This window comes from Amycolatopsis sacchari (assembly GCF_900114035.1).
Classification (GTDB): Bacteria; Actinomycetota; Actinomycetes; order Mycobacteriales; family Pseudonocardiaceae; genus Amycolatopsis_E; species Amycolatopsis_E sacchari.
In genome coordinates, this window is the sequence record NZ_FORP01000008.1 from 55,981 (window position 1) to 78,915 (window position 22,935).

Below are 22,935 nucleotides of genomic sequence, written 5' to 3' on the forward strand. Positions count from 1 at the left end.
CACGGATGCCGCAGCCGAAGTCCGCGAGGCCGACCCAGCGGGACATCGCCGAGCTGGCCGGAGTTTCGATCACCACCGTCTCACACGTGGTGAACGGCACGCGTCCGGTGGCGCCGGAGACGAAGGCCGCGGTGCTCGCGGCGATCGAGAAGACGGGCTACACGGGTGACGCGATCGCCCGTTCCCTGGTCACGGGTGGCACGCGGTCGATCGGGGTGGCGATCTCCCTGTTCGCCAACCCGTACTTCGCGGCGCTGATGCAGGCCATCGAGCGCGAAGCCGCGTCGGCGGGGTACACGGTGCTGCTCGCCGACACGCACGACACGGTCGCCACGGAGCAGGACACCGTACGCACGCTTCGCTCGCGACGCGTCGAGGGCCTGCTTCTCACGCCGTCACCGGGCGACGGGGCGGTGATCAGCGAACTGGTGTCGCTCGGGGTGCCCGTGGTGCTGGTGGACCGGCTCACCACCCGCACCGACGTGGACCAGGTGGGGTCGGAGAACATCCAGGCGACGTCCGCGCTGACGGAGCACCTGGCGTCGCTGGGGCACCGGCGCATCGGGCTGGTCGCCGGCGCGCCGGGGCTGAGCACGAGCGAGGAGCGGACGCTGGGTTACCGGCTGGGGCTGGGGCGCGCCGGGTTGTCGTGGAACCCGGAACTGGTGGTGAGCGGCCAGTCCTCGAAGGCGGGTGGCTCGGCGGCGCTGCGGCGGCTGATGGAGCTGTCGGACCCGCCCACGGCGCTCGTGGTCGCCAACGACGTGATGATGGTCGGCGTGCTGCACGAGGCGCGGCAGCGGGACCTGCGCGTCGGCCGGGAGTTCGGCATCGTGGGCTACGACGACGCCGAGTGGGCGGATCTGGTCGAGCCGCCCCTGACGACGATGGCCCAGCCGATCGAGGAGATCGGCCGCCGCGCGGTGCGGTTGCTGCTGTCGCGGATCTCGGACCCGAACCGCCCGCCGGAGACGCTGCGCCTGCCGCCGCGCCTCATGCACCGCCACTCGTGCGGCTGCTGAGCGGAACGGCGAACGACGCCGCTCGACTGCGCGGCACCAGGACGAGCCGGATCGCGCCGGCCGGGTGGCGCCCGTGCTCGCTCGCCCACGCCCGGAACGCTTCGATGGCCGCCTCGGCGGCGGCCCCACCCTCGCCCACGCACGGCAGGAACGCCTCCTCGTGCGCGGCTTCCACGCGCAGCGTGAGATCCGGGAACTCCGCGGCGATGTCCCGCGCGTCGTCCGGCGGGACGGGCCAGCACCACTCGACCGGTCCGTCGCTGTCCTCGCTCACTTCGCCGTGGTAGATCAGGAAGGGGTCGCCGTCGCGCGGCACCCCACGGCGCAGCCGGGAGATGAACAGTTCCCGGCCCACGGGCACCAGTTCCGCCGGCCGCACGTGGCGGATGGACGTGAGCAGCGTGCGTGCGGGCAGCTCCCGGACGGTGACCTCGGGCATCTCGGTTTTCCTTCCGCGCAGGCGGTTCACGAGGTGACCGGCCAGCTCACGCCGTGCCGCGTGCTCGGCCTCGACGTCGCCCCAGTGCGCGGCGATCGCCTCGCCCGCTTCCGCCGTGCCGCGGCGTACCACCGGTAACCGCTTTCCGGCACGACGTGGGCGGAATGCTGCACATGACGTCACTGTGCGCCCTGCCCGAAGGGGAAGGTCAAGCCAGCGTCGCCGCTGCTTCGAACAGCAGCCACGCGCCCACCTGCACCGACAGGTCCCGCGAGTGCTCGTCCGGCGCGGGTTGTGACCACTCCGACGGGAACAGCGGGCCGCCCAGGGCTTCCGCCGCGTGTTCACGGCAGGCGCGCGCCGAGTCGAGCACGAGGGTCCTCGCCGCGTCGGCCTCGGGGCCCGTCAGTCGCTGAGCCGCGAGCGCCAGGTAGCGCGCCAGGATCCCGGCGAACAACCCGCCGTCGCCGCCGCCCTGTCCACGGAGGACACCGCCGGGCGCGCAGTGCGCGGCAACCGCGCGCACCGTCCGCGCGGCGGCGTCCACTTCGGACAGTTCCAGCGCGGCGCCGAGGAAAACTCCTTGGCAGTACGTGTAAATCGCCTTCACCAGTTCGTGGTCGTCCACCCGGAGGCCGTCCCACACCAGCCCCGTGTCCGGGTCCACGAGCGTGGAATCGAGCCAGGAGAACAACTCCCGCGCGCGCTCGGTCTCTCCGACACGGGCGTGCAGTATCGCGGCCGGACCGTTGGAAGGCGCGTTCTTGAAGCGATCCCCTTTTCGCCACCAGATCCCGCCGCCACCGTCCGGCGTCCAGGCGCTCCGCAGCTCGGCGAGGATCGGCTCGACGTCCCGGCCCGCGCGCTGCAACGCCAGCCCCAGCCACGCCATGTCGTCGTAGTAGTCGTTGGTCCACTTGCCGAAGTTGCGCAGCCGCACCGACGAGGAGAACCGCCCGATCACCGCGTCACGGGCGGGAGTGGGGTCACGGTGCTGGGCGTCGACCAGGCAGTCCAGCAGGTGCGCCTGCCACCAGTAGTTCCAGTGCCAGTGCACGCGCTGGTCCGGGGTCGGCGGCCAGCCGCTGCGGCCCAGGATCGTGCCCGGCAGCAGCCACACGCGCCGCAGGTGACGCGTGACGATCGCCCGTTCGGCTTCGGCGGCCCACTCGCGGTACATGCCCCCATCTCACCAGGAGCGGGACAGGTCCGCGTGCTGACGGATCCACGCGTGCATGACGATCCCGGCGGCCACCCCGGCGTTGATCGACCGCGTGGTGCCGAACTGGGCGATGGACACCACGAGCGACGCGGCCTCCTGCGCCTCCGCCGACAGCCCCGGCCCCTCCTGCCCGAACAACAGCACGCATTCCCGTGGCAGCTCGGCGGTTTCCACCGGGACCGAGCCGGGGGTGTTGTCCACGGCGACGACCGCCAGCCCGCGCCCGGCGGCGAACGCCGTCAGCGACGCGACGTCCGGGTGGTGTTCGAGGTGCTGGTAGCGGTCGGTCACCATCGCGCCGCGCCGGTTCCAGCGGCGGCGGCCGACGATGTGCACGGCGGCCGCGGCGAAGGCGTTGGCGGTGCGGACGACCGTGCCGATGTTGTGGTCGTGCTGGAAGTTCTCGATCGCGACGTGGAACGGGTGCCGCCGGGTGTCGACGTCCGCGACGATCGCCTCGCGCCGCCAGTAGCGGTACGCGTCGACGACGTTGCGGCGGTCACCGTTCGCGAGCAGCTCCGGGTCGTAGCGCTCGTCGTCCGGCCAGGGGCCCTGCCACGGGCCGACGCCGACCTCCTCGCGGGCGGTCCACTCGGTCGGCCCGGCCTCGTCCAGTTCCACCCCGCGATTTTCGCTCAGGCCTGGCGCATGCGGTGCGCCGGCGCGGAGTCGCGGTGCTTGTACCGGGTCCACGCGCCGACGTAGGAGAAGATCACGATGGCCAGCGCCGTCACCGCGACCAGCGGCAGCAACGAGCGCGGGATGACCGTGCCGTACAGGTAGTAGGCGTTGAACCCGCCGGGCAGCGGGCCCAGCCCCTGCAGGCCGCGGAAGTAGTCCTCGAGCGCGGTCAGCGGGCACGGGATCGGGAAGACGTTGACGGCGACGCCCCAGAGCGCGAAGAAGACGTGCACGAAGATGCTCTTCGGCCACCGCCACGCGAGGAACCCGCCGAGCCCGATGTAGAGCAGCGCCATGATGTGGATGGCGACCGTCACGTCCGCCAGCACCCTCGCCGTCGACACCCCGACCTCCCCCTTTCACAGTCCCCTTACCTGCGACGGTACTCCGGGTTCCCTGAGAAAGGTCGACTAAAAGATGTGACGCTTGATCGACGAGGCGTCAGGCGAGGCCGAGATCGTCGGCGGTGAGCAGGTACCGGTACGGCAGCCCGGCCTTCTCGATCGCCTCGCGGGCGCCGGTGTCCCTGTCCACGACGGTGGCGACGCCGACGACCTCGGCCCCCGCTTCGCGCAGCGCCTCGACGGCGGTGAGCACGCTGCCCCCCGTCGTGGACGTGTCGTCGACGGCCAGCACGCGCTGCCCCGAGACCTCGATGCCCTCGATCCGGCGCTGCATCCCGTGCTGCTTGGCGGCTTTGCGGACGACGAACGCGTCGAGGACCATCCCGTCGCACGCCGCGGAGTGCAGCATCGCGGTGGCGACCGGGTCGGCGCCGAGCGTCAGCCCGCCGACGGCGACGTAGTTCCAGTCCTCGGTGAGCTGGCGCAGCAGCTTGCCGATCAGGGGGGCGGCGGCGTGGTGCAGCGTGGCGCGCCGCAGGTCGACGTAGTAGTCGGCCTCCTTGCCCGAGGAGAGGGTGACCTTGCCGTGCACCACCGAGAGCTCCGTGACGAGCCGGGCCAGTTCCAGTTTCGCGTCCTGATCGATCCCCACGGGGGCAGTCTCGCACACGCGCTCAGATGCGGCGGGCGACCAGTCCGCTGATGCGCCGGATCAGGGCACGGGGCACGAGCCGTCCGCCGGCGACGACGGCCTTGTACTGCGGGGCCGGGACGGAGATCACCTTGCCGCGCCGCAGGTCCGCGAGCCCTTCGGCGGCGACGCGGTCGGCTTCGAGCCACGCCCAGCGCGGGCCGGTCTTCTCGATCCCGGCGCGTTCGTGGAACTCGGTGTGCATGAACCCGGGGCAGAGCGCCATCATGCGCACGCCGCGCGGCAGGACGGCCGCGAGGCCCTCGGTGAAGGCGGTGACCCAGTTCTTGCTCGCGCTGTAGGTGGTGCCGGGGAAGAACCCGGCGACGCTGGAGACGTTCACGATGTCGCCGGAGCCGCGTTCGATCATCCCGGGCAGTGCGGCGCGGGTGAGGCGTTGCACGGCGGTCACGTTGAGGTCGAGCTGGCGCTGCAGGTCCTCGGGTGGTGTGGTCCAGAAGTCCCCGCCGAGGCCGGTGCCGGCGTTGTTGATCAGCAGGTCCACCGGGTCGGCGGTGAGCCGGTCCTCGACGGCGGCGCGGCCGTCCACAGTGGCGAGGTCGGCGGGCAGCACGGCGGCGGTGACGCCGTGCCGCCCGGTGAGTTCGGTGGCGAGTTCCCGCAGCCGGGCTTCGGTGCGGGCGACGAGCACGAGGTCGGTGCCCTCGGCGGCGAGCCTGCGGGCGAAGGCGGCACCGAGGCCGGAGCTAGCGCCGGTGACGAGCGCGACGGTCACGCCTGGCCCGGCGTGGTGCCGGGAGTTTCCGGCTGCCAGTGCCTGCCGGCGACGGCTTCCTCATCGAAAGGGTCGACGATGTCGGCGATCTCACCGAGGTCACGCAGCAGCCGCTCGAGCCGCGAGGGCCCGGCCTGCGGGGCGACGCTCGCGAGCACCCACTCGTTCTCCAGCCACGCCACGCCGACGTCACCGCCGAGCGCGTCCGCGGCGTCGACCAGCTCCTGCGTGATCACGCGGCGGGCGGCCTCGGGCTCGTTGGCGAAGGCGTAGCGCTGGCCGACGGGGCCGAGCAGCTCGGGCATGTCGGCGCGCTGGAACGGCACGCTGGCGAGCCACAGCTCGACGAGCGCGGGGTGCACGCGGTTGCAGCGCACGGCCACCACGACGGCCGGGATCTGCCCGTCGGCCTCGATGTCGAAGACGAACACCGGGCGCCGCCCGTCGGAGGTGAAGGTCGACCCGGCGACGACGTTGACGGCGGCCTCGGCGCCGAAGTAGCCGATCGCGCCGCCCGACCACTGCTGGGCGAGCCGCTCGTCCTCCTCGACAAACTGCCACCCGCGCAGGTCGGCCCAGCGCATGCGCTCCCGGTTACGGGAGCCCTCGCGCGTCCGGTCGGCGGCGAGCAGCACGAGCCCGACCACCAGTGCGATGGCGGCGATGACGAACCAGACCCACGCTGGAATACCCACGGGCTCAGGGTATCGCCACGAGGCGCCCAGCCAAGCCCACCAGCCCGTGTCGCCCTGACCCGATTGAGTGTGCCTTGGTCACCGGCCCTCCCCGTCGTGGAACAGGTCGTCGAGGCGGGCCAGGGCGCGCATCGCGTCGAAGGCCCGCCGGTGGTGGAGGTCCGAGAAGACGGCGACCGACTCCCGCAGCGCGGCGCGGGCGCGTTCGTAGTCCACCCCGAGCGTACCGAGGGTCTTGCCGAGCTGGAGGAGCGTCTCCGCCAACCCCCACCGCTCACCCATCGACCGGCGCACCTCCAGCGCGTACCCGAAGTGGCGCACCGCCCCGGTCAGGTTCCCCTGCCTGCCGCACAGGACCCCGAGCTGGTGGTGGGTCAGCCCGAGTAGTGGGACGTTGCCCGATCGCTCGGCGATCGCCACGGCTTCTTCCGCGGCCTGCCACGCTTCGTCGGTGCGCCCGGACCGGCCGAGGAGGGGTGCCTTCGCCGACAGCACGATCGCCACGCCGAAGTCGGAGCCCTTGACGCGGAAATGACCGAGGGCGTCGTTGAAGCACGCGTGTGCCTCATCGATGGCACCTTTCGCCGAGAGCACCTCGCCGTACGTGTACAGCGTCCAGGCGTGACCCCGGTCGTCGTGGATGCTGGCGTGCCGCTGGAGGGCGCGCTCCAGATCGGCGACGGTCTCCTCGCCGTCCCCCAGCGCGTACTGGACCCACGCCAGGATGTGCTCGCACCGGGCTCTCCCCAACGGATCCCGCGCCGTGTTCGCGTCCTTCACGCCGAGGAGGGCCAGGTCAAGGCACTCCCGCTGAGGACGGTCGAGGAACAGCTGGGGCAGGAACTGCACCGCCAGCTTCCAGGCCCCGCGCCGGGTCCCGCCGAGCGTCCGCATCAGGGTGAGGGCGTGCGGCAGCTGACGCTTCAGCCAGGCGAGAGCCTGCCGGGGACGATCAGGGGCGAAGGTGAGCGGGCGGATGTCCGTGGTGTCCACCTCGATGCCGCTCCCGGCCCAGCCGGGCGCCAGCAGGTCCCCGGCCGCCCCGGCGGAGGCGATGGTCCACCGGAGCAACCGGCTCCAGGCGGCGGCGAGTTCCTCCGGCTCCTCGTGCTCGGCCCTGGCCTCCGAGTGGGCGCGGATCGTCGCGTGCTGGTGCACGAAACCGTCGTCGTCCACGGTGATGAGGAGGCAGTCCTTGAGCTTCTGGATGACCGCGGGCCCGAAACCCTCGGAGTGCCCTGCGAAGGCCTCCAGTGCTTCGACGGACAGCGGTGCGCCTGGCCAGGCGCCCAGCAGCGTGAACGTTTTCCGGGCGTGGGGGCCGAGGCGGTCGCAGCACAGGTCGAGCAGCTGGGCGAGCTTCTGCTCGCTCGTCGCCTGAGCGTCGTCCGGTCGCCGCAGGCTGTCCACCAAGTCCGCGATGGTCAGTTCCGGATGGGCCGCCAGCAACCGGCCGGCGATCTGCAGGGCGAGCGGGTGCCCGGCGAACCAGCGCACGAGGGCGTCGGCGGCGGCGCGCTCGGACGCGAGCCGGTCCTGACCGGTGAGCCGGGTGAGCAGGTCTTTGGCGTCACCGCGGGACAGCGGCGTGAGTTCGATCGGCCGGCAGCACTGGAACGGGAGGTTGGGCAGCGGTGCGGCGCTGGTGACCACGACGTCGTTGCCGTGGCCGGGCAGCAGCTTCACCACCTGCTCCAGGGACTCCGCGTTCTCGATGATCACGACCAGGTGCCTGCCCGCGCTCTCCGTCCGGAAGAACTGGGGCAGTTCGGCGGGTGGCACGCTCGCGAGCGTCGCCTGCGGGACGCCGAGCTGCGACAGGCCCTGCTTGAGCAGTTCCTCCAGCTGTTGCCCGCCGCTGAGGTCGAGCCGGATGACCTGCCTCGAGTACTCGCGGTTGACCGTGGCCGCCCAGTACGACACGAGTGTCGTCTTGCCCGTCCCCGGGCCGCCGACCACGGGGACGACGCGGGTGAACGACGTCGGTGAGCAGAGCACGTCCAACTGGTCCAGGTGCCGCCTGAGGCCGACCACCGGCTCGTGGACCCGGGGCAGCTGCTCCGGCCAGCGCAGGTGGACCGGGGGGAGCAACGGCCCGCGGTTGAACAACCGCCTGAGCCGCTGCGTGATCCGCCGCCTGAGCGACCGCCGGGAGTAGGAGTTGGTTCGCTTGCGGGACACCGGTTCCTCGCCTCCACCTCGCAGTAACGAAACATCAGTTTCGCCGGGTGGTCCACCCTACACAGGACGCGGCGGGGTGCGCCAGTGCGCGGTTTGGTGCGCTCACAAGCAAGAAAGCGCTTTCAAATTGCACAACTCCGGGTGCGGCCCGTACTTGCGTGACGACCGTCAGTTCGCTCGTTCCTTCTCGAACACGACGATCCGGAAGGGGAGCGTCGGGGCGCCGACGACCTTCACGCGCGTGCGGAAGCCGTGCGCCTCCGCGGCCTTGCGCAGCAACGAAACCGGCGCCGCGCTCGTCATGTCCGTGTTGCCCGCCATGTAGCCGTCGACCTCTTTTTCGGCCAGGCCGTAGCGGATCATCCACTCGCGCCACTTCTCCATGGCCGACGCGCCCTTGCGGTCGCCGTTCACGCCGAACACGTCCGCGAACACGAGGGTGCCGTCCTCCGTCGTGTGTTCGTTGCAGTTGGCGAAGAACTCGTCCAGCCTCTCGTCGGTCGGGTCGGGGCCGACGAGGAAGTGCATCACCAGCGAACCGAACACGACGTCGTACCGGCCGTCGACGTCCTCCCACGCCGTGCCGCGCACGAGCCGCATGTCCAGGCCCGTCTGCTGTTCCGGCTTCAGCAGCTCCCGCGCGTACCGGGTCATCTGCTCGGCGCGGTCGACCCCGCGGTACAGCCGCACGGGCCCGTGGTGCTCCAGGTCGTAGAAGGGCCGGTTGATGTTGCGGATCCACGGCACGATCTCGCTCGTCAGCCTGCCCGTGCCGTACCCGATCTCCAGCACGTCGACCGCCCGCATCTTGTCCGCGTAGATGCGCAGGATCTCCCGGAACACGGTCGCCGCGCAGTCGCGGATCAGCTGGGCGTAGCGCGGGATCCAGCACCGGATGTGCCGCTCGTAGGAGTCGAAGTAGTCGGGTGAGCGGAACTCGGTCTCGCTCGTCCAGTCCTCGTCCCAGCGGCCGATCCCGTTGCGCGCCACCCACGCGCGCCGCAGGTCCACCACCTTCATCGCCGGGTCGAACCGGACCGCGCGTGCCTTGATCGAGTCGTAGAACTGGGTCGCGCCGGCGTACCGCAGCGAGTTGCGTTCGATGACCAGCTGCCGCCCGTCGACGCGGCCGGGGTTGGGGCGGTAGCCGCCGATCAGGTCCGGTTCGAGCAGCAGCAGGTGGTGCCCCACGGCCGTCGGCCCCAGCGGGTGCACCTCGCCGACCCGCAGCTCCTCCTTGGCCGCGATGAAGATCTCGTACGGGCCTTCGCGGTGCCTCGCCTGGTGCCGTTTCCACAACTCGATCTGCCGCGCGAGCCGGTCCTCGTTCTCGAAGAACCACGACCAGTCGATGAGGAAGACGCGCTCGCTGACGTTCGCGGTCATCTCCTCCGGGTGGTCCGGCGTCCAGAACTGCTCGGTCTCGTCCGTGAGGTCCGCGATCGCGCGGATCGTGCCGCCGTTCCACTCGCGCAGGCTCGAAAAGCTCGGCAGGTAGTAGTCGGCGTCCACCACGAGCTGCGACGCGCCACCGGAGTCCAGCTCACGCGCGAGCGCACCCGCCCAGCCGCCGAGCAGGTGCAGGCTCGCGTGCTCCTCGGGGTAGCCGTCGATGAACTTGTTGATCTGCTCGGTCAGCGCGTTGCGGCCCTGCCGCGCGGACCGCTGCCCCGGCGACAACGTGGTGAGCGTCAGCTTGCGCAGCCAGTCGGCGAAGCGGGTCTCGAACGTTTCGAACCCCGCGTCGTCCGTGACGTCCGACGGGTACGACAGGTAGTCCGGCTCGCCGAAGTTCTCCGGCAGGCGCTCGGAACCGGCTTGTTTCACGACCACCAGCGGCAGGTGCAGCGCGTGCGCGAAACCCACCTCGTACGCCAGGTTCGGCCGCTGCTTGCTGCCTTCGAGGATCACCAGGTCCGACTTGAGCAGCTCGTCACTGACCTTCGCGCCGATGTCCTTGTTTACGCTCTGGTTCTCGTTCCAGTCGTAGTAGTCGAACCCCTGCTCGTTCAGTTTGCTCTTCATCACGGACAGCGCCTTCTCGACGGCGTCCGGGGAACCGGCTTGGGTGGACCAGGCGAGGAAGGCGGCGAGCCGGGTCAACGAGACCTCCCGGGGTGACGGTGCGGATCAGCAGTGTAACCGCCGGAGCCCCTCGTCCAGGGCGTTTCGACGAAGCTCAGCGGCGCCGGATCAGCGCCGGGACCACGAACCACAGCACGCAGAACGCGATCGCGACCAGCCCGCCGACGACGCCCATCGCGACCGGCCCGTACACGACCTTCGCGATGAGGGCGACCACGTCCGAGACGGCCGCGGCCAGGCACACCAGACCGGCCAGCACCGTCTTGTTGCCCACCCGCAGGATGTCGTCGCGGCGGCCCTCGCGGAACAGGATCCGGTGCCACGCCGCCGGCGACGCGAGCAGCGCCGTCGCCAGCGCGGCGAGCACCACCGCCACCAGGTGCATGGACTTCTCGAAGCCGCTGGCCTCCCGGAACGGGGACGTGAACACCACGGACAGCAGGAAACCGAACAGGATCTGCACCCCGGCCTGCGCCACGCGCAGCTCGCTCAGCAGATCGCTGACGTTGCGGCTGAGCCGTTGGTTCGGGGTCTCCCCGGTGTCTTCACCGCTGGTCACGGCGCTCAGCGTACGTGGTGCCGCGTCGAATCGCGGACCACGAGCTCGGGCTTGAACACCACCTGCCGGTGCTCCACGGGCTCGTCGTCGCCGCGCGTTTCGGCGATGAGCAACTCCGCCGCCGTGCGGCCGAGCCGCTTCGCGGGCTGGCGCACCGACGTCAGCGGTACGGCGGCGGCCGCGGCGAACTCGATGTCGTCGTAGCCGACGATCGCCATCTCCGCGGGCACGCGCACCCCGGCGGCGACCATCGCCTGCAGCACGCCCAGCGCCAGCAGGTCGTTGGCGCAGAACACCGCAGTCGGTCGCGGGCTCATCCCCAGCAGCCGCGCGCCGGCGTCCCGGCCGGACGCCACGTCGAGCGCGCTCGTTTCCAGCACCGACAGCTTCGCGCCCGACCCCTCCAGCGCCGAGCGCACGCCCTGCTCGCGGTCGCGGCACTGCTCCAGCACGGGCGGCCCGTTGACGAACGCGATGCGCCGGTGCCCCGACTCGAGCAGGTGCCCCGCGGCCAGCGCGCCGCCCGCCACGTCGTCCACCGACACCGAGCTGGCCTCCTCGGGCGGCACCTTGCGGTCGACCAGCACGTACGGGATGTTGCGGCGGCGGAAGGTCTCGTCCGTGCCGTCCACGGGGCTGAGCAGCACACCTCGGACGCGCTGCTCAGCGAGCATCGACAGGTACGACGCCTCCAGGTCGCGGCTCTGCCCACTGTTGCACGTGATCACGTTGAGGCCCTCGTCGTGCGCCGCCTCCTCCGCGCCGCGCGCGAGGTCCACGAAGAACGGGTTGCCGAGGTCGAGCACGAGCAGCGCCATGATCCGGCTGCGGCCGGCCCGCAGCTGCCGCGCCGACTCGTCGCGGACGTACCCGAGCCGCTCGATCACCGAAAGCACGCGGGTGCGCGTCTCCGGTGAGACCACGTGCGGGCGGTTGACCACATTGGACACGGTGCCGATGGAAACCCCGGCTTCCCTCGCCACGTCCTTGATGCCGACCATGTGTCCCCTTGCTCCGCGACCGGGCACACTTTATCATGCTCGTGAAACGTTTCAGACCTAACAGTGGCGGTTCTCTCCCCTTCGAGGAGACCCCATGGTCACGCCTTCCGCGGTCAAATCCCGCCTGCGCACCCAGCAGATCGAAACCCCTTCGTGGGCCTACGGGAACTCCGGTACCCGGTTCAAGGTCTTCGCCCAGCCGGGCGTGCCGCGGACCCCCGAGGAGAAGATCGACGACGCCGCACAGGTCCACGCCGTCACCGGGATCGCGCCGTCGGTCGCGCTGCACATCCCGTGGGACCGGGTGGACGACTACGCCGCGCTCGCCAAGTACGCCGAGGCGGCGGGCGTGCGGCTGGGCACGATCAACTCCAACGTGTTCCAGGACGACGACTACAAGCTGGGCAGCGTCACCAACCCCGATCCGCGCATCCGCCGGAAAGCGCTTGCCCACCTGCTCGAGTGCGTCGACATCATGGACGAGACCGGCTCGCGCGACCTGAAGCTGTGGTTCTCCGACGGCACGAACTACCCGGGCCAGGACGACATCCGCGCCCGCCAGGACAGGCTCGCCGAAGCGCTCGCCGCGGTGTACGAGCGGATCGGCGCGCACCAGCGGATGGTGCTGGAGTACAAGCTGTTCGAGCCCGCGTTCTACACGATGGACGTGCCGGACTGGGGCACCTCCTACGCGCACTGCGTGCGGCTGGGCGAAAAGGCGACGGTCTGCGTCGACACCGGGCACCACGCGCACGGCACGAACATCGAGTTCATCGTCGCCTTCCTGCTGCGTGAGGGGAAGCTCGGCGCGTTCGACTTCAACTCGCGCTTCTACGCCGACGACGACCTGATGGCCGGCGCGGCGGACCCGTTCGGGCTGTTCCGGATCATGTACGAGGTGGTGCGCGGCGGCGGGTTCGAGCCCGAATCCGGGGTCGCGTTCATGCTCGACCAGTGCCACAACATCGAGGCGAAGATCCCCGCGATCATCCGCTCCGTCCTCAACGTGCAGGAGGCGACGGCGAAGGCGCTGCTGGTGGACCGGGACGAGCTGGCGAAGGCGCAGGACTCCGGTGACGTGCTGGGCGCCAACGAGGTGCTGATGGACGCCTACCACACGGACGTCCGCCCGCTGCTCGCCGAACTCCGCGCGGAACAGGGGCTCGACCCGGATCCGCTCGGCGCGTACCGGCGGTCCGGCTACGGGGAGCGCATCGTCGCCGAGCGCGTCGGCGGCGAGCAGGCGGGGTGGGGCGCGTGATCGAGGAGCTGATCGCCCGCGCCAACCGGCTGGGCTCCGATCCGCGCAACACCAACTACGCCGGCGGCAACACCTCCGCCAAGGGCAGCGAGCTGGACCCGGTGACCGGGCAGCCCGTGGAGTTGTTGTGGGTCAAGGGATCCGGCGGTGACCTCGGCACGCTGACCGAAGCCGGGCTCGCCGTGCTGAGGCTGGACCGGCTGCGCGCGCTCGTGGACGTCTACCCCGGTGTCGAGCGCGAGGACGAGATGGTCGCCGCGTTCGACTACTGCCTGCACGGGCGTGGCGGTGCCGCGCCGTCCATCGACACCGCGATGCACGGGCTGGTGGACGCCGCGCACGTCGACCACCTGCACCCGGATTCCGGCATCGCGCTGGCGACCGCGGCGGACGGGCAGAAGCTCACCGAGCAGTGCTTCGGCGACCGCGTGGTGTGGGTGCCGTGGCGGCGGCCGGGTTTCCAGCTGGGACTGGACATCGCGGCCATCAAGGCCGAGAACCCGAGGGCGATCGGCTGCATCCTCGGCGGGCACGGCATCACGGCGTGGGGTGACACCTCCGACGAGGCGGAGGCGCACTCGCTGGAGATCATCCGCACCGCGGAACGGTTCCTGGCCGAACACGGCCGTCCGGAGCCGTTCGGTCCCGTCGTGCACGAACCGCTCCCGGAGGCCGAACGCCGGGCGCGTGCGGCGGTGCTGGCGCCGGTGCTGCGGGGGCTCGCCTCGACCGACCGGCGGCAGATCGGGCACTTCACCGACAGCGACGTGGTGCTGGACTTCCTGTCCCGCAAGGAACACCCGCGTCTCGCCGCGCTCGGCACGTCGTGCCCGGACCACTTCCTGCGCACCAAGGTCCGCCCGCTCGTCGTCGACCTGCCGCCGACCGCGCCGCTCGACGCCGTCATCGAGCGGGTGCGGGAACTGCACGCCGAATACCGCGAGGAGTACCGCGCGTACTACGAGCGTCATTCCACAGTGGACTCACCGCCGATGCGGGGCGCGGACCCGGCGATCGTGCTCGTGCCGGGTGTCGGCATGTTCTCCTTCGGCGCGGACGCGCAGACCGCACGCGTGGCGGGTGAGTTCTACGTCAACGCGATCAACGTGATGCGGGGCGCGGAAGCGGTGTCCAGCTACGCGCCGATCGACGAGAGCGAGAAGTTCCGCATCGAGTACTGGTCGCTCGAAGAGGCCAAGCTCCAGCGCAGGCCGAAACCGAAACCGCTCGCGACGCGCGTGGCGCTCGTGACCGGTGGTGGTTCCGGCATCGGCAAGGCCATCGCGCGGCGGCTCGTCGCCGAGGGGGCGTGCGTGGTGGTCGCGGACCTCCAGGACGCGAGCGAACTCGCCGGGGAACTGGGCGGTCCGGACAAGGCGGTGTCGGTGGTCGCCGACGTGACCGACGAGGAGCAGATCGCCGCCGCGGTCCGCGCCGCGGCACTCGCGTTCGGTGGTCTGGACCTCGTGGTGAACAACGCGGGGCTCTCGATCTCCAAGCCACTGCTGGAAACCTCGGTCCGCGACTGGGAGCTGCAGCACGACGTGATGGCACGCGGCTCGTTCCTGGTGTCGCGGGAGGCGGCGCGGTTGATGATCGCGCAGGGCATCGGCGGGGACATCGTGTACATCGCGAGCAAGAACGGCGTCTTCGCGGGCCCGAACAACATCGCGTACGGCGCGGCGAAAGCCGACCAGGCGCACCAGGTCCGGCTGCTCGCGGCAGAACTCGGCGAGCACGGCATTCGCGTCAACGGCGTCAACCCCGACGGCGTCGTGCAGGGTTCCGGCATCTTCGCGGGCGGCTGGGGTGCGCAGCGCGCCGCGGTCTACGGCGTGCCGGAGGAGGAACTGGGCGCGTTCTACGCGAAGCGAACGCTCCTCAAACGCGAGGTGCTGCCCGAGCACGTGGCGAACGCGGTGTTCGCGCTGACCGGCGGCGAGCTGTCCCACACCACCGGCCTGCACGTGCCGGTGGACGCCGGGGTGGCCGCGGCGTTCCTGCGGTGACCGCGTTCGCTGCGGTGGACCTCGGTGCGTCCAGCGGGCGGGTGATGGTCGGCGACCTGTCCCGCGGGCTCGACCTCACCGAGGTCCACCGGTTCCCGAACCAGCCCGTGCGCGCCGGAAACCGCCTGTACTGGGACATGCTGGCGCTGTACCGGGAAGTGCTGACGGGTCTGCGTGCGGCGGGGCCGGTGGCGGCGATCGGCATCGACTCGTGGGCGGTCGACTACGGCGTCCTCGACGACGAAGGTGAGCTGCTGGGCAATCCCGTGCACTACCGCGACGGGCGCACCGAGGCGGTGCTGGACGACGTGCTGGCGAAGGTCCCGCGCGAGCAGCTGTACGCGGAGACCGGGATCCAGTTCCTGCCGTTCAACACGGTGTTCCAGCTGGCCGCCGACTCGCGGCTGCGCTGGGCCGAGCACGTGCTGCTGGTGCCGGACCTGCTGTCGTACTGGCTGACCGGGGTCGCGGGCACGGAGCTGACGAACGCGTCCACGACGGGACTGCTCGACCCGCGCACCGGGCAGTGGTCGGCGGAGGTGGCGAAGCGGCTGGGGCTCGACACGGGACTGTTCCCGCCGCTGCGCGGTCCCGGTGACTTCGCGGGGATGTACGACGGGACACCGGTGTACGCCGTGGGCTCGCACGACACGGCGTCCGCGGTGGCGGCCGTACCGGCGACGAGCCCGAACTTCGCGTACATCTCGTCGGGCACGTGGTCGCTGGTCGGGCTGGAACTGGACGAACCGGTGCTGACGGAGGAAAGCCGGGCCGCGAACTTCACCAACGAGCTGGGTGTCGACGGCAAGGTCCGGTACCTGCGCAACGTGAGCGGGCTGTGGTTGTTGCAGGAATGCCTGCGGGAATGGGAGGTCGAGAGCCTGTCACCGCTGCTCGCGGCGGCTGCGAAACTGCCGCGGCGGTCGGTGGTGGACGTCGACGACCCGCGGTTCCTGCCGCCCGGCGACATGCCGTCGCGGATCGCCGCGGTGTGCGCGGCAACCGGGCAGCCCGTGCCGGAGACGCCAGCGGAGTTCACGCGGTGTGTGCTGGACAGCCTCGCGGAGGCGTACCGGAAGGCGATCGACGACGCGGTCCGCCTGTCCGGCAGGCGGGTGGACTGCGTGCACATCGTCGGCGGCGGGGCGCGCAACGAGCTGCTGTGCCGGTTGACGGCGAACGCGTGCGGGCTGCCGGTCGTCGCGGGCCCGGTCGAGGCGACGGCGCTAGGCAACGTCCTGGTGCAGGCGCGGGCGGCCGGCGCCTTCGGCGGCGGGCTCGGGGACATGCGGGAGCTGCTGGCCAGGACGCAACCGCTGCGGGAGTACCGGCCGGGCTAACGTGGGCCTCCTCAAGATCGAGGAGGCAACACGTGGAACTGATGCGGCTGGGCGAGTTCGGCAGCGAACGGCCGGCGGTGCGGCACGAGGGCGCGGTGTTCGACCTGGGCGGGCTCACCGCCGACGTGACGGGGGACTTCCTCGCCGACGGTGGGCTCGCCCGCGTCGCCGACGCACTCGCCGCCGGTTCACTGTCTACTGTGGACGTCGAGGGGCAGCGGATCGGCGCGCCGGTGGCGAAACCGGGCGCGGTGGTGTGCATCGGGCAGAACTACGCCGCGCACGCCGCCGAGTCCGGGTCGACGCCGCCGGAGCGGCCGATCATCTTCTTCAAGCACCCGAACACGGTCGTCGGCCCGAACGACGACGTGCTCATCCCGCCCGGCGCCGCGAAGGTTGACTGGGAGGTGGAGCTGGCGGTGGTGATCGGCAGGCAGGCGCGGTACCTGTCGTCGCCGGAGGAGGCGCTCGCGTGCGTCGCGGGCTACACGATCGGCAACGACGTGTCGGAGCGCTCGCTGCAGATCGAGCAGTCCGGCGGGCAGTGGTCGAAGGGCAAGTCCGCGGAGACGTTCAACCCGCTGGGCCCGTGGCTGGCCACGGACGTCGAGGACCCGCAGAAGCTGGGCCTGCGGTCGTGGGTCAACGGCGAGCCCCGCCAGGACTCGACGACGGCGGACATGATCTTCACGGTGGCGCAGCTGGTCTTCGACCTGTCGCAGTACCTGGTCCTCGACCCGGGCGACGTGGTGAACACCGGTACGCCGGAGGGCGTGGCGCTGTCGGGCAAGTTCCCGTACCTGCGCCCGGGCGACGTGGTGGAGCTGGAGATCGACGGCCTCGGCCGGCAGCGCCAGGTCTTCCGGTGACGGTCGAATGGCCCGGCCGCCGGCCGCCGCGTCCGCAGTCCGGGTGATGATCGAGCCGCGCGAGGCGGGGTGAGCCCCGATACTGGGGCCATGAACCAGCCGGAGCCGTTGTTCAGCTCGTCCAGGGCCTTCCGCGTGTGGCGTTACGACGTCGAGCACTCGGAGCTCACCCTCCGCGCGGACGACAACCCCGACGAACCGGTCGAGCTGCTCTTCGAGTCCGTCCTGTCCCTGCACTTCGACCAGCTGTCCTTCACCGGCCTGGTGGTCGGCAGGGCCGAGGACGTCGTCCTCAAGAGCCCGACCGTGCGCATCCCGTACCTGACGATCGAACTCGGCACCGCGGGCCACAGCGGGCGGGTCGTGTGCCGCCGGCTGACGTGCGTCGGCGGCACCTCCCCCGACGGCAAGGTCCTCTGGACGGTCTCGGCGCCGCGGCCCCGCTCCCGCCGGGCGGCCGAGATCCCCGCGGTCGAGCAGGCCTAACTGCGGGTGCCCGGGATCACGGGGGACAATGGAGCCCGTGACCCAGACCCTGACGAAGCCCGCACTGAAGATCGGCCCCTGCGAGGTCGATCCGCCGGTCGTGCTCGCGCCGATGGCCGGGATCACGAACGTGGCGTTCCGGCAGCTGTGCGCCGAGTACGGCGCCGGCATCTACGTGTGCGAGATGATCACCGCCCGCGCCGTCGTCGAGCGGCACCCCGGCACGATGCACATGATGACCTTCGCGGCGAACGAAAAGCCCAGGTCGATGCAGTTGTACGGGGTGGACCCGAAGACGATGGCCGAGGCCGTCCGGATCATCGTCGGGGAGGGGCTGGCCGACCACATCGACTCGAACTTCGGCTGCCCCGTCGCGAAGGTCACCCGCAAGGGTGGCGGCGCGGCGCTGCCGTTCAAGCGGCGCCTGTTCGGCCGGATCGTCGCCGAGTCGGTGAAGGCCGCGGAGTCGGCGGGGGTGCCGTTCACGGTCAAGTTCCGCATCGGCATCGACGACGACCACCACACGTTCCTCGACGCGGGCCGCATCGCCGAGGCGGAGGGCGCCGCCGCGGTGTCCCTGCACGCCCGCACGGCCGCGCAGCGGTACTCGGGCAAGGCCGACTGGAGCGCGATCGCCCGGCTGAAGGAGGCCGTGACCAGCATCCCGGTGCTGGGCAACGGCGACATCTTCACCGCGGACGACGCGCTGCGCATGGTCGAGCAGACCGGCTGCGACGGCGTCGTCGTCGGGCGCGGCTGCCTCGGGCGGCCGTGGCTGTTCGGTGAGCTGGAGGCCGCGTTCGCGGGCCGCGAGATCCCGCAGGGCCCGAACCTCGGTGAGGTCGCGCGCGTCCTGCGCCGGCACGCGGAGCTGCTCGTCCAGCACGACGGGCACGACAAGGCCATGCGTGACCTGCGCAAACACATGGCCTGGTACTTCATGGGCTTCCCCGTCGGCTCCGAGCTGCGCCGCCGGTTCGCGATGGTCTCCTCGCTGACCGAGCTGGACGACCTCATCGGCCAGCTCGACCCCGAGGCCCCGTTCCCCGCCGACGCGCTCGGCCCGCGTGGCCGCCAGGGCTCCCCCGGCAAGGTGACGCTGCCGCACGGCTGGCTCGACGACCCGGACGACGACCTGGTCCCCGAGACCGAGGACATGCACTCCGGGGGCTAACCCCGTGAGTTCTGCCCGATATCGGGCAGAAAACTTGCCCCCTACCGCCGCCGCTGGGAATGTCGAAGCATGGACCAGCAGCTGGTGCACCACGTCGCGGGCTCCACGGGGCTGCCCGTACCGGTCGCCGAGCGCGTGATCGCCGACGTCGTCGCGTACTTCAGCGAGACGACGGAGGAGTTCGTGCGCCGGCGGCACGCGGAGTTGCAGCGGCGCGGGCGTAAGAACGCGGAGATCTGGCAGGTCATCTCGGAGGAGCTCGCGCAGCGGCCCGTGGGGGCCGGCGAGCTGACCGAGCGCCAGCTGCGGCGCATCGTCTACGGGTGAGGAAGGCGGAGTATGTGCGGAATCGTGGGGTACGTCGGGGCGCGGGCGGCGACACCGGTCCTCCTGGAGGGCCTGCACCGGCTGGAGTACCGCGGGTACGACTCAGCGGGCCTCGCGGTCGCGGCCAGGAACCGCCTGAAGATCACGAAGGCCGCGGTGCGCGTGGACGAGCTGCGTGAGCTGGTCGAGGAGCAGCAGCCGGCGACGGTCGGCATCGCGCACACGCGGTGGGCCACGCACGGTGAGCCCACGGACGCCAACGCGCACCCGCACGTGGACGGCGCGAAGCGGATCGCCGTGGTGCACAACGGGATCATCGAGAACGCGGGGCGGCTGCGGGACCGGCTGACCGAGCAGGGCGTGGAGTTCACGTCGGAGACCGACACCGAGGCGCTGGCGCACCTGATCGCGGCGGCGCTGGCGGACGGCGCGGAGTCTCTCGAAGACGCCGTGCGCGCGACGTTGCGGGAGGTCAACGGGGCGTACGGGATCGTCGTGCTGGACGCGCAGAACCCGGGCCAGCTCGTGGTGGCGCGCAACGGCAGCCCGATCGTGCTGGGCATCGGCGACGGGGAGATGTTCGTCGCCTCGGACGTGGCGGCGCTGGTGCGGTACACGCAGCGCGTCGTGTACCTCGACGACGGCGAGCTGGCGACGCTCACGCCGGACGATTTCGTGACCAGCACGCTGCAGGCGCACCGCACGGCGAAGACGCCGATGACGGTGGACCTCGACGACGAGGACTACCAGCTCGGCAACTACGCGAACTTCATGCACAAGGAGATCTGGGAGCAGCCGGAGTCGGTGCGGCGGGCGCTGCTGGGCAGGCTCGACGAGCGGTTCGGCACGGCGCGGCTGGGTGGCATCAACCAGGATCCCCGTGCGCTGCGCGGAATCCGGCGGGTGAAGTTCTTCGGCTGCGGTTCGGCGTACTACGCGGGGCAGCTGGGCGCGAACCTGGTGGAGGAGTGGGCGCGGCTGCCCGCGGACGCCGAGCCGGCGTCGGAACTGCGGTACCGCAACCCCGTCGTCGAGGACGACACGCTGTACGTGGCGATCAGCCAGTCCGGTGAAACGGCGGACACGCTGGCGGCGGTGCAGGAGCTGCGGCGCAAGGGCGGCCAGGTGATCGGCATGGTCAACACGGTCGGCAGCGCGATCGCCAGGGAGTGCGGCAAGGGCGTGTTCCTGCACGCGGGCCCGGAGGTCTCGGTCGCGTCGACCAAGGCGTACACGAACATGGGCGTCTGCTTCGCGATGCTGGCGCTGGCACTCGCGCGGATCCGCGATCTGTCCGTTTCGGACGGTTCGAGGATCGTTGCCGGGCTGGACGCGCTGCCGTCGTTGATCACGGAGGTGCTGGCGGCGGAGGACGAGATTTCGGCTGTGGCCAAGGAACACAGCGGTGCGGAGCGGATGTTCTTCATCGGCCGGGTGCGGGGCTGGCCGGTGGCGCGGGAGGGCGCGCAGAAGCTGAAGGAGATCTCGTACGTGCACGCCGAGGCGTACCAGGCGGGCGAGCTGAAGCACGGCCCGCTGGCGCTGATCGAGCCGGCGATGCCGTCGGTGGTCATCGTCCCGGACGACGAGTTGCTGACGAAGAACATCGGCACGATCGAGCAGATCAAGGCCCGCGGCGGCCCGGTGATCGCGGTGACGAACGCATCGCTGCCCGAGGGCCTGGCGGATTCGGTGATCCGCGTGCCGCGCGGTGAGCCGGAACTGGACCCGATCCTGTTCACGATCCCGCTGCAGGTGTTCGCCTACCACCTGGCGCACCACCTCGGCAGGGACATCGACAAGCCGAGGAACCTGGCGAAGAGCGTGACGGTGGAGTAACGACCGACCGGCTCCGGGCGACCCTCTGGCGAGGGGAGCTTGGAGCCGGTGATGCGCATGAGGATCGTTGTCGCGGCAGTGATGCTGGGCGGGCTTGCCGGCTGTACACAGGTGGTTCCGTCAGCCCCGACCGCTCCTCCGCCGGCGGTGACGACGACCGTCGCCACGACCGGCGAACCCACGCCGTCGCCCTCGTCCGCTTCAGCGACCACGAGCAAGCCGAAGCCGAGTAGCAGCAAGCAGAAGACGTCCACGCCGAGGAGGTCCACCCGGCCGGCGCCACAGTACGGCTACCAGTGCCGCGACGGTGACGAGAAGCTGTACTCGGTGTGCGCGGGCCACAAGCAGTGGGTGGAAGGTCAGCTGGAGTACACGAACTGCCTCGACAGCGGCGGTACGTGGGACATCGACGCCCAACGCTGCGTCCGGCCCAGTGCGACCACGCTACGGTCCTCGCCGTGACCGAGCCCGCCTTCGTGACCGAGACCCGCGCCGCGTACGACACCGTCGCCGTCGACTACGCCGAGGTGCTGCGCGACCTCCTCGCCGACAGCACCTTCGACCGCGCGATGCTCGGCGCTTTCGCCGAGCTCGTACCGGAAGGACGCGTCGCCGAGATCGGGTGCGGTCCGGGGCGCATCGCCGCGCACCTGGCGTCGCTGGGGCTCGACGTGTTCGGCGTCGACCTGTCCCCGCGGATGGTCGAAGTCGCGCGGCAGAGGTATCCCGGCCTGCGGTTCGAGGTGGGCACGATGCTCGCGCTCGACCTCCCGGACGCGAGTCTCGACGGGCTCGTGGCGTGGTACTCGATCATCCACACGCCGCCGGGGCGCCTGCCGGAGGTCTTCGCCGAGTTCGCGAGGGTGCTCAAGCCCGGTGGGTACCTGCTGCTCGCCTTCCAGGCCGGTGACGATCACCGCCACCACATCGAGCACGCCTACAACCACGACGTTTCGCTGGACGCGTACCGCCTGTCGCCGGACCGCACCGCGGAGTTGTTGTCGGCGGCCGGTTTCGAGGAAACGGCTCGGTTGCTGCGGAAGCCGGAAGGTTTCGAGAAGACCCCGCAGGCGTACCTGCTGAGCCAGAGGGAGCACTGAACCCGCCTCGGTGCGTACCCTCGGGGCCATGACCGTTTTCCTCGTGACGGCGGCATTCTTCGCCGTGATCCTCGGCGGTCTGCCGTGGCTGGCGTGGCGGGTCCGCCGCACGGGCGTGGGCGCGGGCTTGATGGGCCCGTTCGAGGAGGTCTGGGGTTATCCGGAGGCCCACCGGGCGCGCTTCGAGATCGAGGTCCAGGCGGAACGGCGCGCCCCGGCCCCGTCCCCGGGCGATCCGCCGGAGTGATCAGGCGAAGTCGGCCCGGTACTTGCCGTTGACGAGGTGGACCCAGGCCGGGGCCCAACCATTGGAAACGGCGATTTCCTCGAGCGCGCCGGTCGGCAGGCAGAGGAGCTTCAGGCGTTCACGCGCCTCGTCCTCGTCGATGCGCTCACGCAACTGCTCCAGCTCGCTGACCACTTCGGCCGTGGAGCGGTACCGGGTCCAGCTGACGTCGTGCTCGCCGGCCCGCAGGATGGCCAGCAGGTCGTCGATCAGCTCGCGGAACGCCATGCTTCGATGGTTCCATGCCGGATTTGCGGTGGGAAGAAGCGAAGAACTTCTTCGACGCCGATTTGATGGGCAGCCTCCCGGACGTGTGGGTGGAGGGCGCGTCCCGCCGGGATTGGCAGGCAGTGTTCGACCTCGTGCGGACCAGCGGGTGGAGCTGGGAGTACCGAGTGGGCGAGGTCATCACGGCGCTTCCACGGACCGCGTGGTGCTGATGGCGGATCCACAGATTCCGGGCGAGTGATGTTTTTGAGAGCCTCGGCTTTGCGCCGCACGCTGCCCGACCCGTACACGAGTTCTCAACGGTTCCCGGCGGCGTTGACGTTCGACTGAGCCTATCGGCAGGATCTCGCCATGCTAGTA

At 70.9% G+C, this 22,935-nt stretch carries 25 protein-coding genes; 13 read left to right on the plus strand and 12 right to left on the minus strand.

Annotation, left to right across the window (positions count from 1 at the left end; translation table 11 throughout):
• The first annotated feature begins 5 nt into the window (after positions 1-5).
• Positions 6-1,022 (plus strand): LacI family DNA-binding transcriptional regulator, encoded by a 1,017-nt coding sequence (locus tag BMZ92_RS15745; RefSeq protein ID WP_091507970.1) that lies wholly within the window; start codon positions 6-8, stop codon positions 1,020-1,022.
• On the opposite strand, the gene BMZ92_RS15750 is transcribed toward BMZ92_RS15745, so the two are convergent.
• The 11 genes from BMZ92_RS15750 to BMZ92_RS15800 form a co-directional block, all read right to left on the minus strand.
• The gene (locus BMZ92_RS15750; protein ID WP_091507972.1) at positions 994-1,593 is read right to left on the minus strand and encodes a GyrI-like domain-containing protein; all 600 of its coding nucleotides are present in this window, start codon (positions 1,591-1,593) and stop codon (positions 994-996) included. The two genes, BMZ92_RS15745 and BMZ92_RS15750, sit on opposite strands and share 29 nt — an antisense overlap.
• A gap of 76 nt (positions 1,594-1,669) precedes the next feature.
• A complete protein-coding gene (locus BMZ92_RS15755) occupies positions 1,670-2,641 on the minus strand; it encodes a glycoside hydrolase family 76 protein (protein WP_091507975.1) in 972 nt (323 codons plus the stop codon).
• 9 nt (positions 2,642-2,650) lie between these two features.
• Positions 2,651-3,304: a TrmH family RNA methyltransferase gene (locus BMZ92_RS15760; protein WP_091507977.1), complete on the minus strand. Its 654-nt coding sequence runs from the start codon at positions 3,302-3,304 to the stop codon at positions 2,651-2,653.
• Between the two features lie 14 nt (positions 3,305-3,318).
• Complete coding sequence (locus tag BMZ92_RS15765; RefSeq protein WP_281245175.1) at positions 3,319-3,708, minus strand: DUF2784 domain-containing protein; 390 nt, start codon at positions 3,706-3,708, stop codon at positions 3,319-3,321.
• A gap of 97 nt (positions 3,709-3,805) precedes the next feature.
• Positions 3,806-4,354: an orotate phosphoribosyltransferase gene (gene pyrE / locus BMZ92_RS15770; protein ID WP_091508399.1), complete on the minus strand. Its 549-nt coding sequence runs from the start codon at positions 4,352-4,354 to the stop codon at positions 3,806-3,808.
• 28 nt (positions 4,355-4,382) lie between these two features.
• Positions 4,383-5,135, minus strand: coding sequence for an SDR family NAD(P)-dependent oxidoreductase (locus tag BMZ92_RS15775; protein ID WP_091507979.1), 753 nt, complete (start codon positions 5,133-5,135; stop codon positions 4,383-4,385).
• The gene (locus BMZ92_RS15780) at positions 5,132-5,830 is read right to left on the minus strand and encodes a type III secretion system chaperone family protein (RefSeq protein ID WP_091507982.1); all 699 of its coding nucleotides are present in this window, start codon (positions 5,828-5,830) and stop codon (positions 5,132-5,134) included. Before BMZ92_RS15780 ends, BMZ92_RS15775 begins: the two co-directional genes overlap by 4 nt.
• A 78-nt stretch (positions 5,831-5,908) precedes the next feature.
• Positions 5,909-8,011 carry a tetratricopeptide repeat protein gene (locus BMZ92_RS15785; protein ID WP_091507983.1) on the minus strand — a complete coding sequence of 701 codons (2,103 nt, stop codon included), beginning with the start codon at positions 8,009-8,011 and terminating at the stop codon, positions 5,909-5,911.
• 168 nt (positions 8,012-8,179) lie between these two features.
• On the minus strand, positions 8,180-10,114 hold the full coding sequence (locus BMZ92_RS15790; protein WP_091507986.1) for a class I SAM-dependent methyltransferase: 1,935 nt from the start codon (positions 10,112-10,114) through the stop codon (positions 8,180-8,182).
• 76 nt (positions 10,115-10,190) lie between these two features.
• Positions 10,191-10,655, minus strand: a complete 465-nt coding sequence (locus tag BMZ92_RS15795; RefSeq protein ID WP_091507988.1) for a DUF6328 family protein — start codon at positions 10,653-10,655, stop codon at positions 10,191-10,193.
• Positions 10,656-10,660: 5 nt separating this feature from the next.
• The gene (locus tag BMZ92_RS15800; RefSeq protein ID WP_091507991.1) at positions 10,661-11,656 is read right to left on the minus strand and encodes a LacI family DNA-binding transcriptional regulator; all 996 of its coding nucleotides are present in this window, start codon (positions 11,654-11,656) and stop codon (positions 10,661-10,663) included.
• 94 nt (positions 11,657-11,750) lie between these two features.
• On the opposite strand from BMZ92_RS15800, the gene rhaI reads away from it, so the two are divergent.
• The 11 genes from rhaI to BMZ92_RS15855 all read left to right on the plus strand — a co-directional run bounded on the left by rhaI (position 11,751) and on the right by BMZ92_RS15855 (position 22,308).
• On the plus strand, positions 11,751-12,917 hold the full coding sequence (gene rhaI, locus BMZ92_RS15805; RefSeq protein WP_091507992.1) for an L-rhamnose isomerase: 1,167 nt from the start codon (positions 11,751-11,753) through the stop codon (positions 12,915-12,917).
• Complete coding sequence (locus tag BMZ92_RS15810; RefSeq protein WP_091507995.1) at positions 12,905-14,926, plus strand: bifunctional aldolase/short-chain dehydrogenase; 2,022 nt, start codon at positions 12,905-12,907, stop codon at positions 14,924-14,926. The genes rhaI and BMZ92_RS15810 overlap by 13 nt, the downstream gene beginning before the upstream one ends.
• Before the next feature lie 44 nt (positions 14,927-14,970).
• A complete protein-coding gene (locus BMZ92_RS15815) occupies positions 14,971-16,266 on the plus strand; it encodes a rhamnulokinase (protein WP_245783092.1) in 1,296 nt (431 codons plus the stop codon).
• Positions 16,267-16,298: 32 nt separating this feature from the next.
• Positions 16,299-17,135: a fumarylacetoacetate hydrolase family protein gene (locus BMZ92_RS15820; RefSeq protein ID WP_091507999.1), complete on the plus strand. Its 837-nt coding sequence runs from the start codon at positions 16,299-16,301 to the stop codon at positions 17,133-17,135.
• A 90-nt stretch (positions 17,136-17,225) separates the two neighbouring features.
• Entirely contained in the window at positions 17,226-17,621 is a 396-nt protein-coding gene (locus tag BMZ92_RS15825) for a hypothetical protein (protein WP_091508002.1), read from the plus strand.
• A 28-nt stretch (positions 17,622-17,649) separates the two neighbouring features.
• A complete protein-coding gene (gene dusB, locus BMZ92_RS15830; protein WP_091508005.1) occupies positions 17,650-18,795 on the plus strand; it encodes a tRNA dihydrouridine synthase DusB in 1,146 nt (381 codons plus the stop codon).
• Between the two features lie 69 nt (positions 18,796-18,864).
• Positions 18,865-19,122 carry a hypothetical protein gene (locus tag BMZ92_RS15835; RefSeq protein WP_091508007.1) on the plus strand — a complete coding sequence of 86 codons (258 nt, stop codon included), beginning with the start codon at positions 18,865-18,867 and terminating at the stop codon, positions 19,120-19,122.
• Between the two features lie 12 nt (positions 19,123-19,134).
• Positions 19,135-20,961 (plus strand): glutamine--fructose-6-phosphate transaminase (isomerizing), encoded by a 1,827-nt coding sequence (gene glmS, locus BMZ92_RS15840; protein ID WP_091508010.1) that lies wholly within the window; start codon positions 19,135-19,137, stop codon positions 20,959-20,961.
• A 147-nt stretch (positions 20,962-21,108) separates the two neighbouring features.
• Positions 21,109-21,423, plus strand: coding sequence for a hypothetical protein (locus tag BMZ92_RS15845; protein WP_091508012.1), 315 nt, complete (start codon positions 21,109-21,111; stop codon positions 21,421-21,423).
• Positions 21,420-22,061 (plus strand): class I SAM-dependent DNA methyltransferase, encoded by a 642-nt coding sequence (locus BMZ92_RS15850; RefSeq protein WP_091508015.1) that lies wholly within the window; start codon positions 21,420-21,422, stop codon positions 22,059-22,061. The genes BMZ92_RS15845 and BMZ92_RS15850 overlap by 4 nt, the downstream gene beginning before the upstream one ends.
• Positions 22,062-22,089: 28 nt before the next feature.
• Positions 22,090-22,308, plus strand: a complete 219-nt coding sequence (locus BMZ92_RS15855) for a hypothetical protein (RefSeq protein WP_091508017.1) — start codon at positions 22,090-22,092, stop codon at positions 22,306-22,308.
• Here BMZ92_RS15855 and BMZ92_RS15860 read toward each other — a convergent pair whose 3' ends face one another.
• Positions 22,309-22,575 carry a hypothetical protein gene (locus BMZ92_RS15860; RefSeq protein ID WP_091508020.1) on the minus strand — a complete coding sequence of 89 codons (267 nt, stop codon included), beginning with the start codon at positions 22,573-22,575 and terminating at the stop codon, positions 22,309-22,311.
• Between the two features lie 14 nt (positions 22,576-22,589).
• Between BMZ92_RS15860 and BMZ92_RS15865 the strand changes: the two genes are divergently transcribed.
• On the plus strand, positions 22,590-22,787 hold the full coding sequence (locus BMZ92_RS15865; protein ID WP_091508022.1) for a hypothetical protein: 198 nt from the start codon (positions 22,590-22,592) through the stop codon (positions 22,785-22,787).
• Positions 22,788-22,935 lie beyond the last annotated feature (148 nt).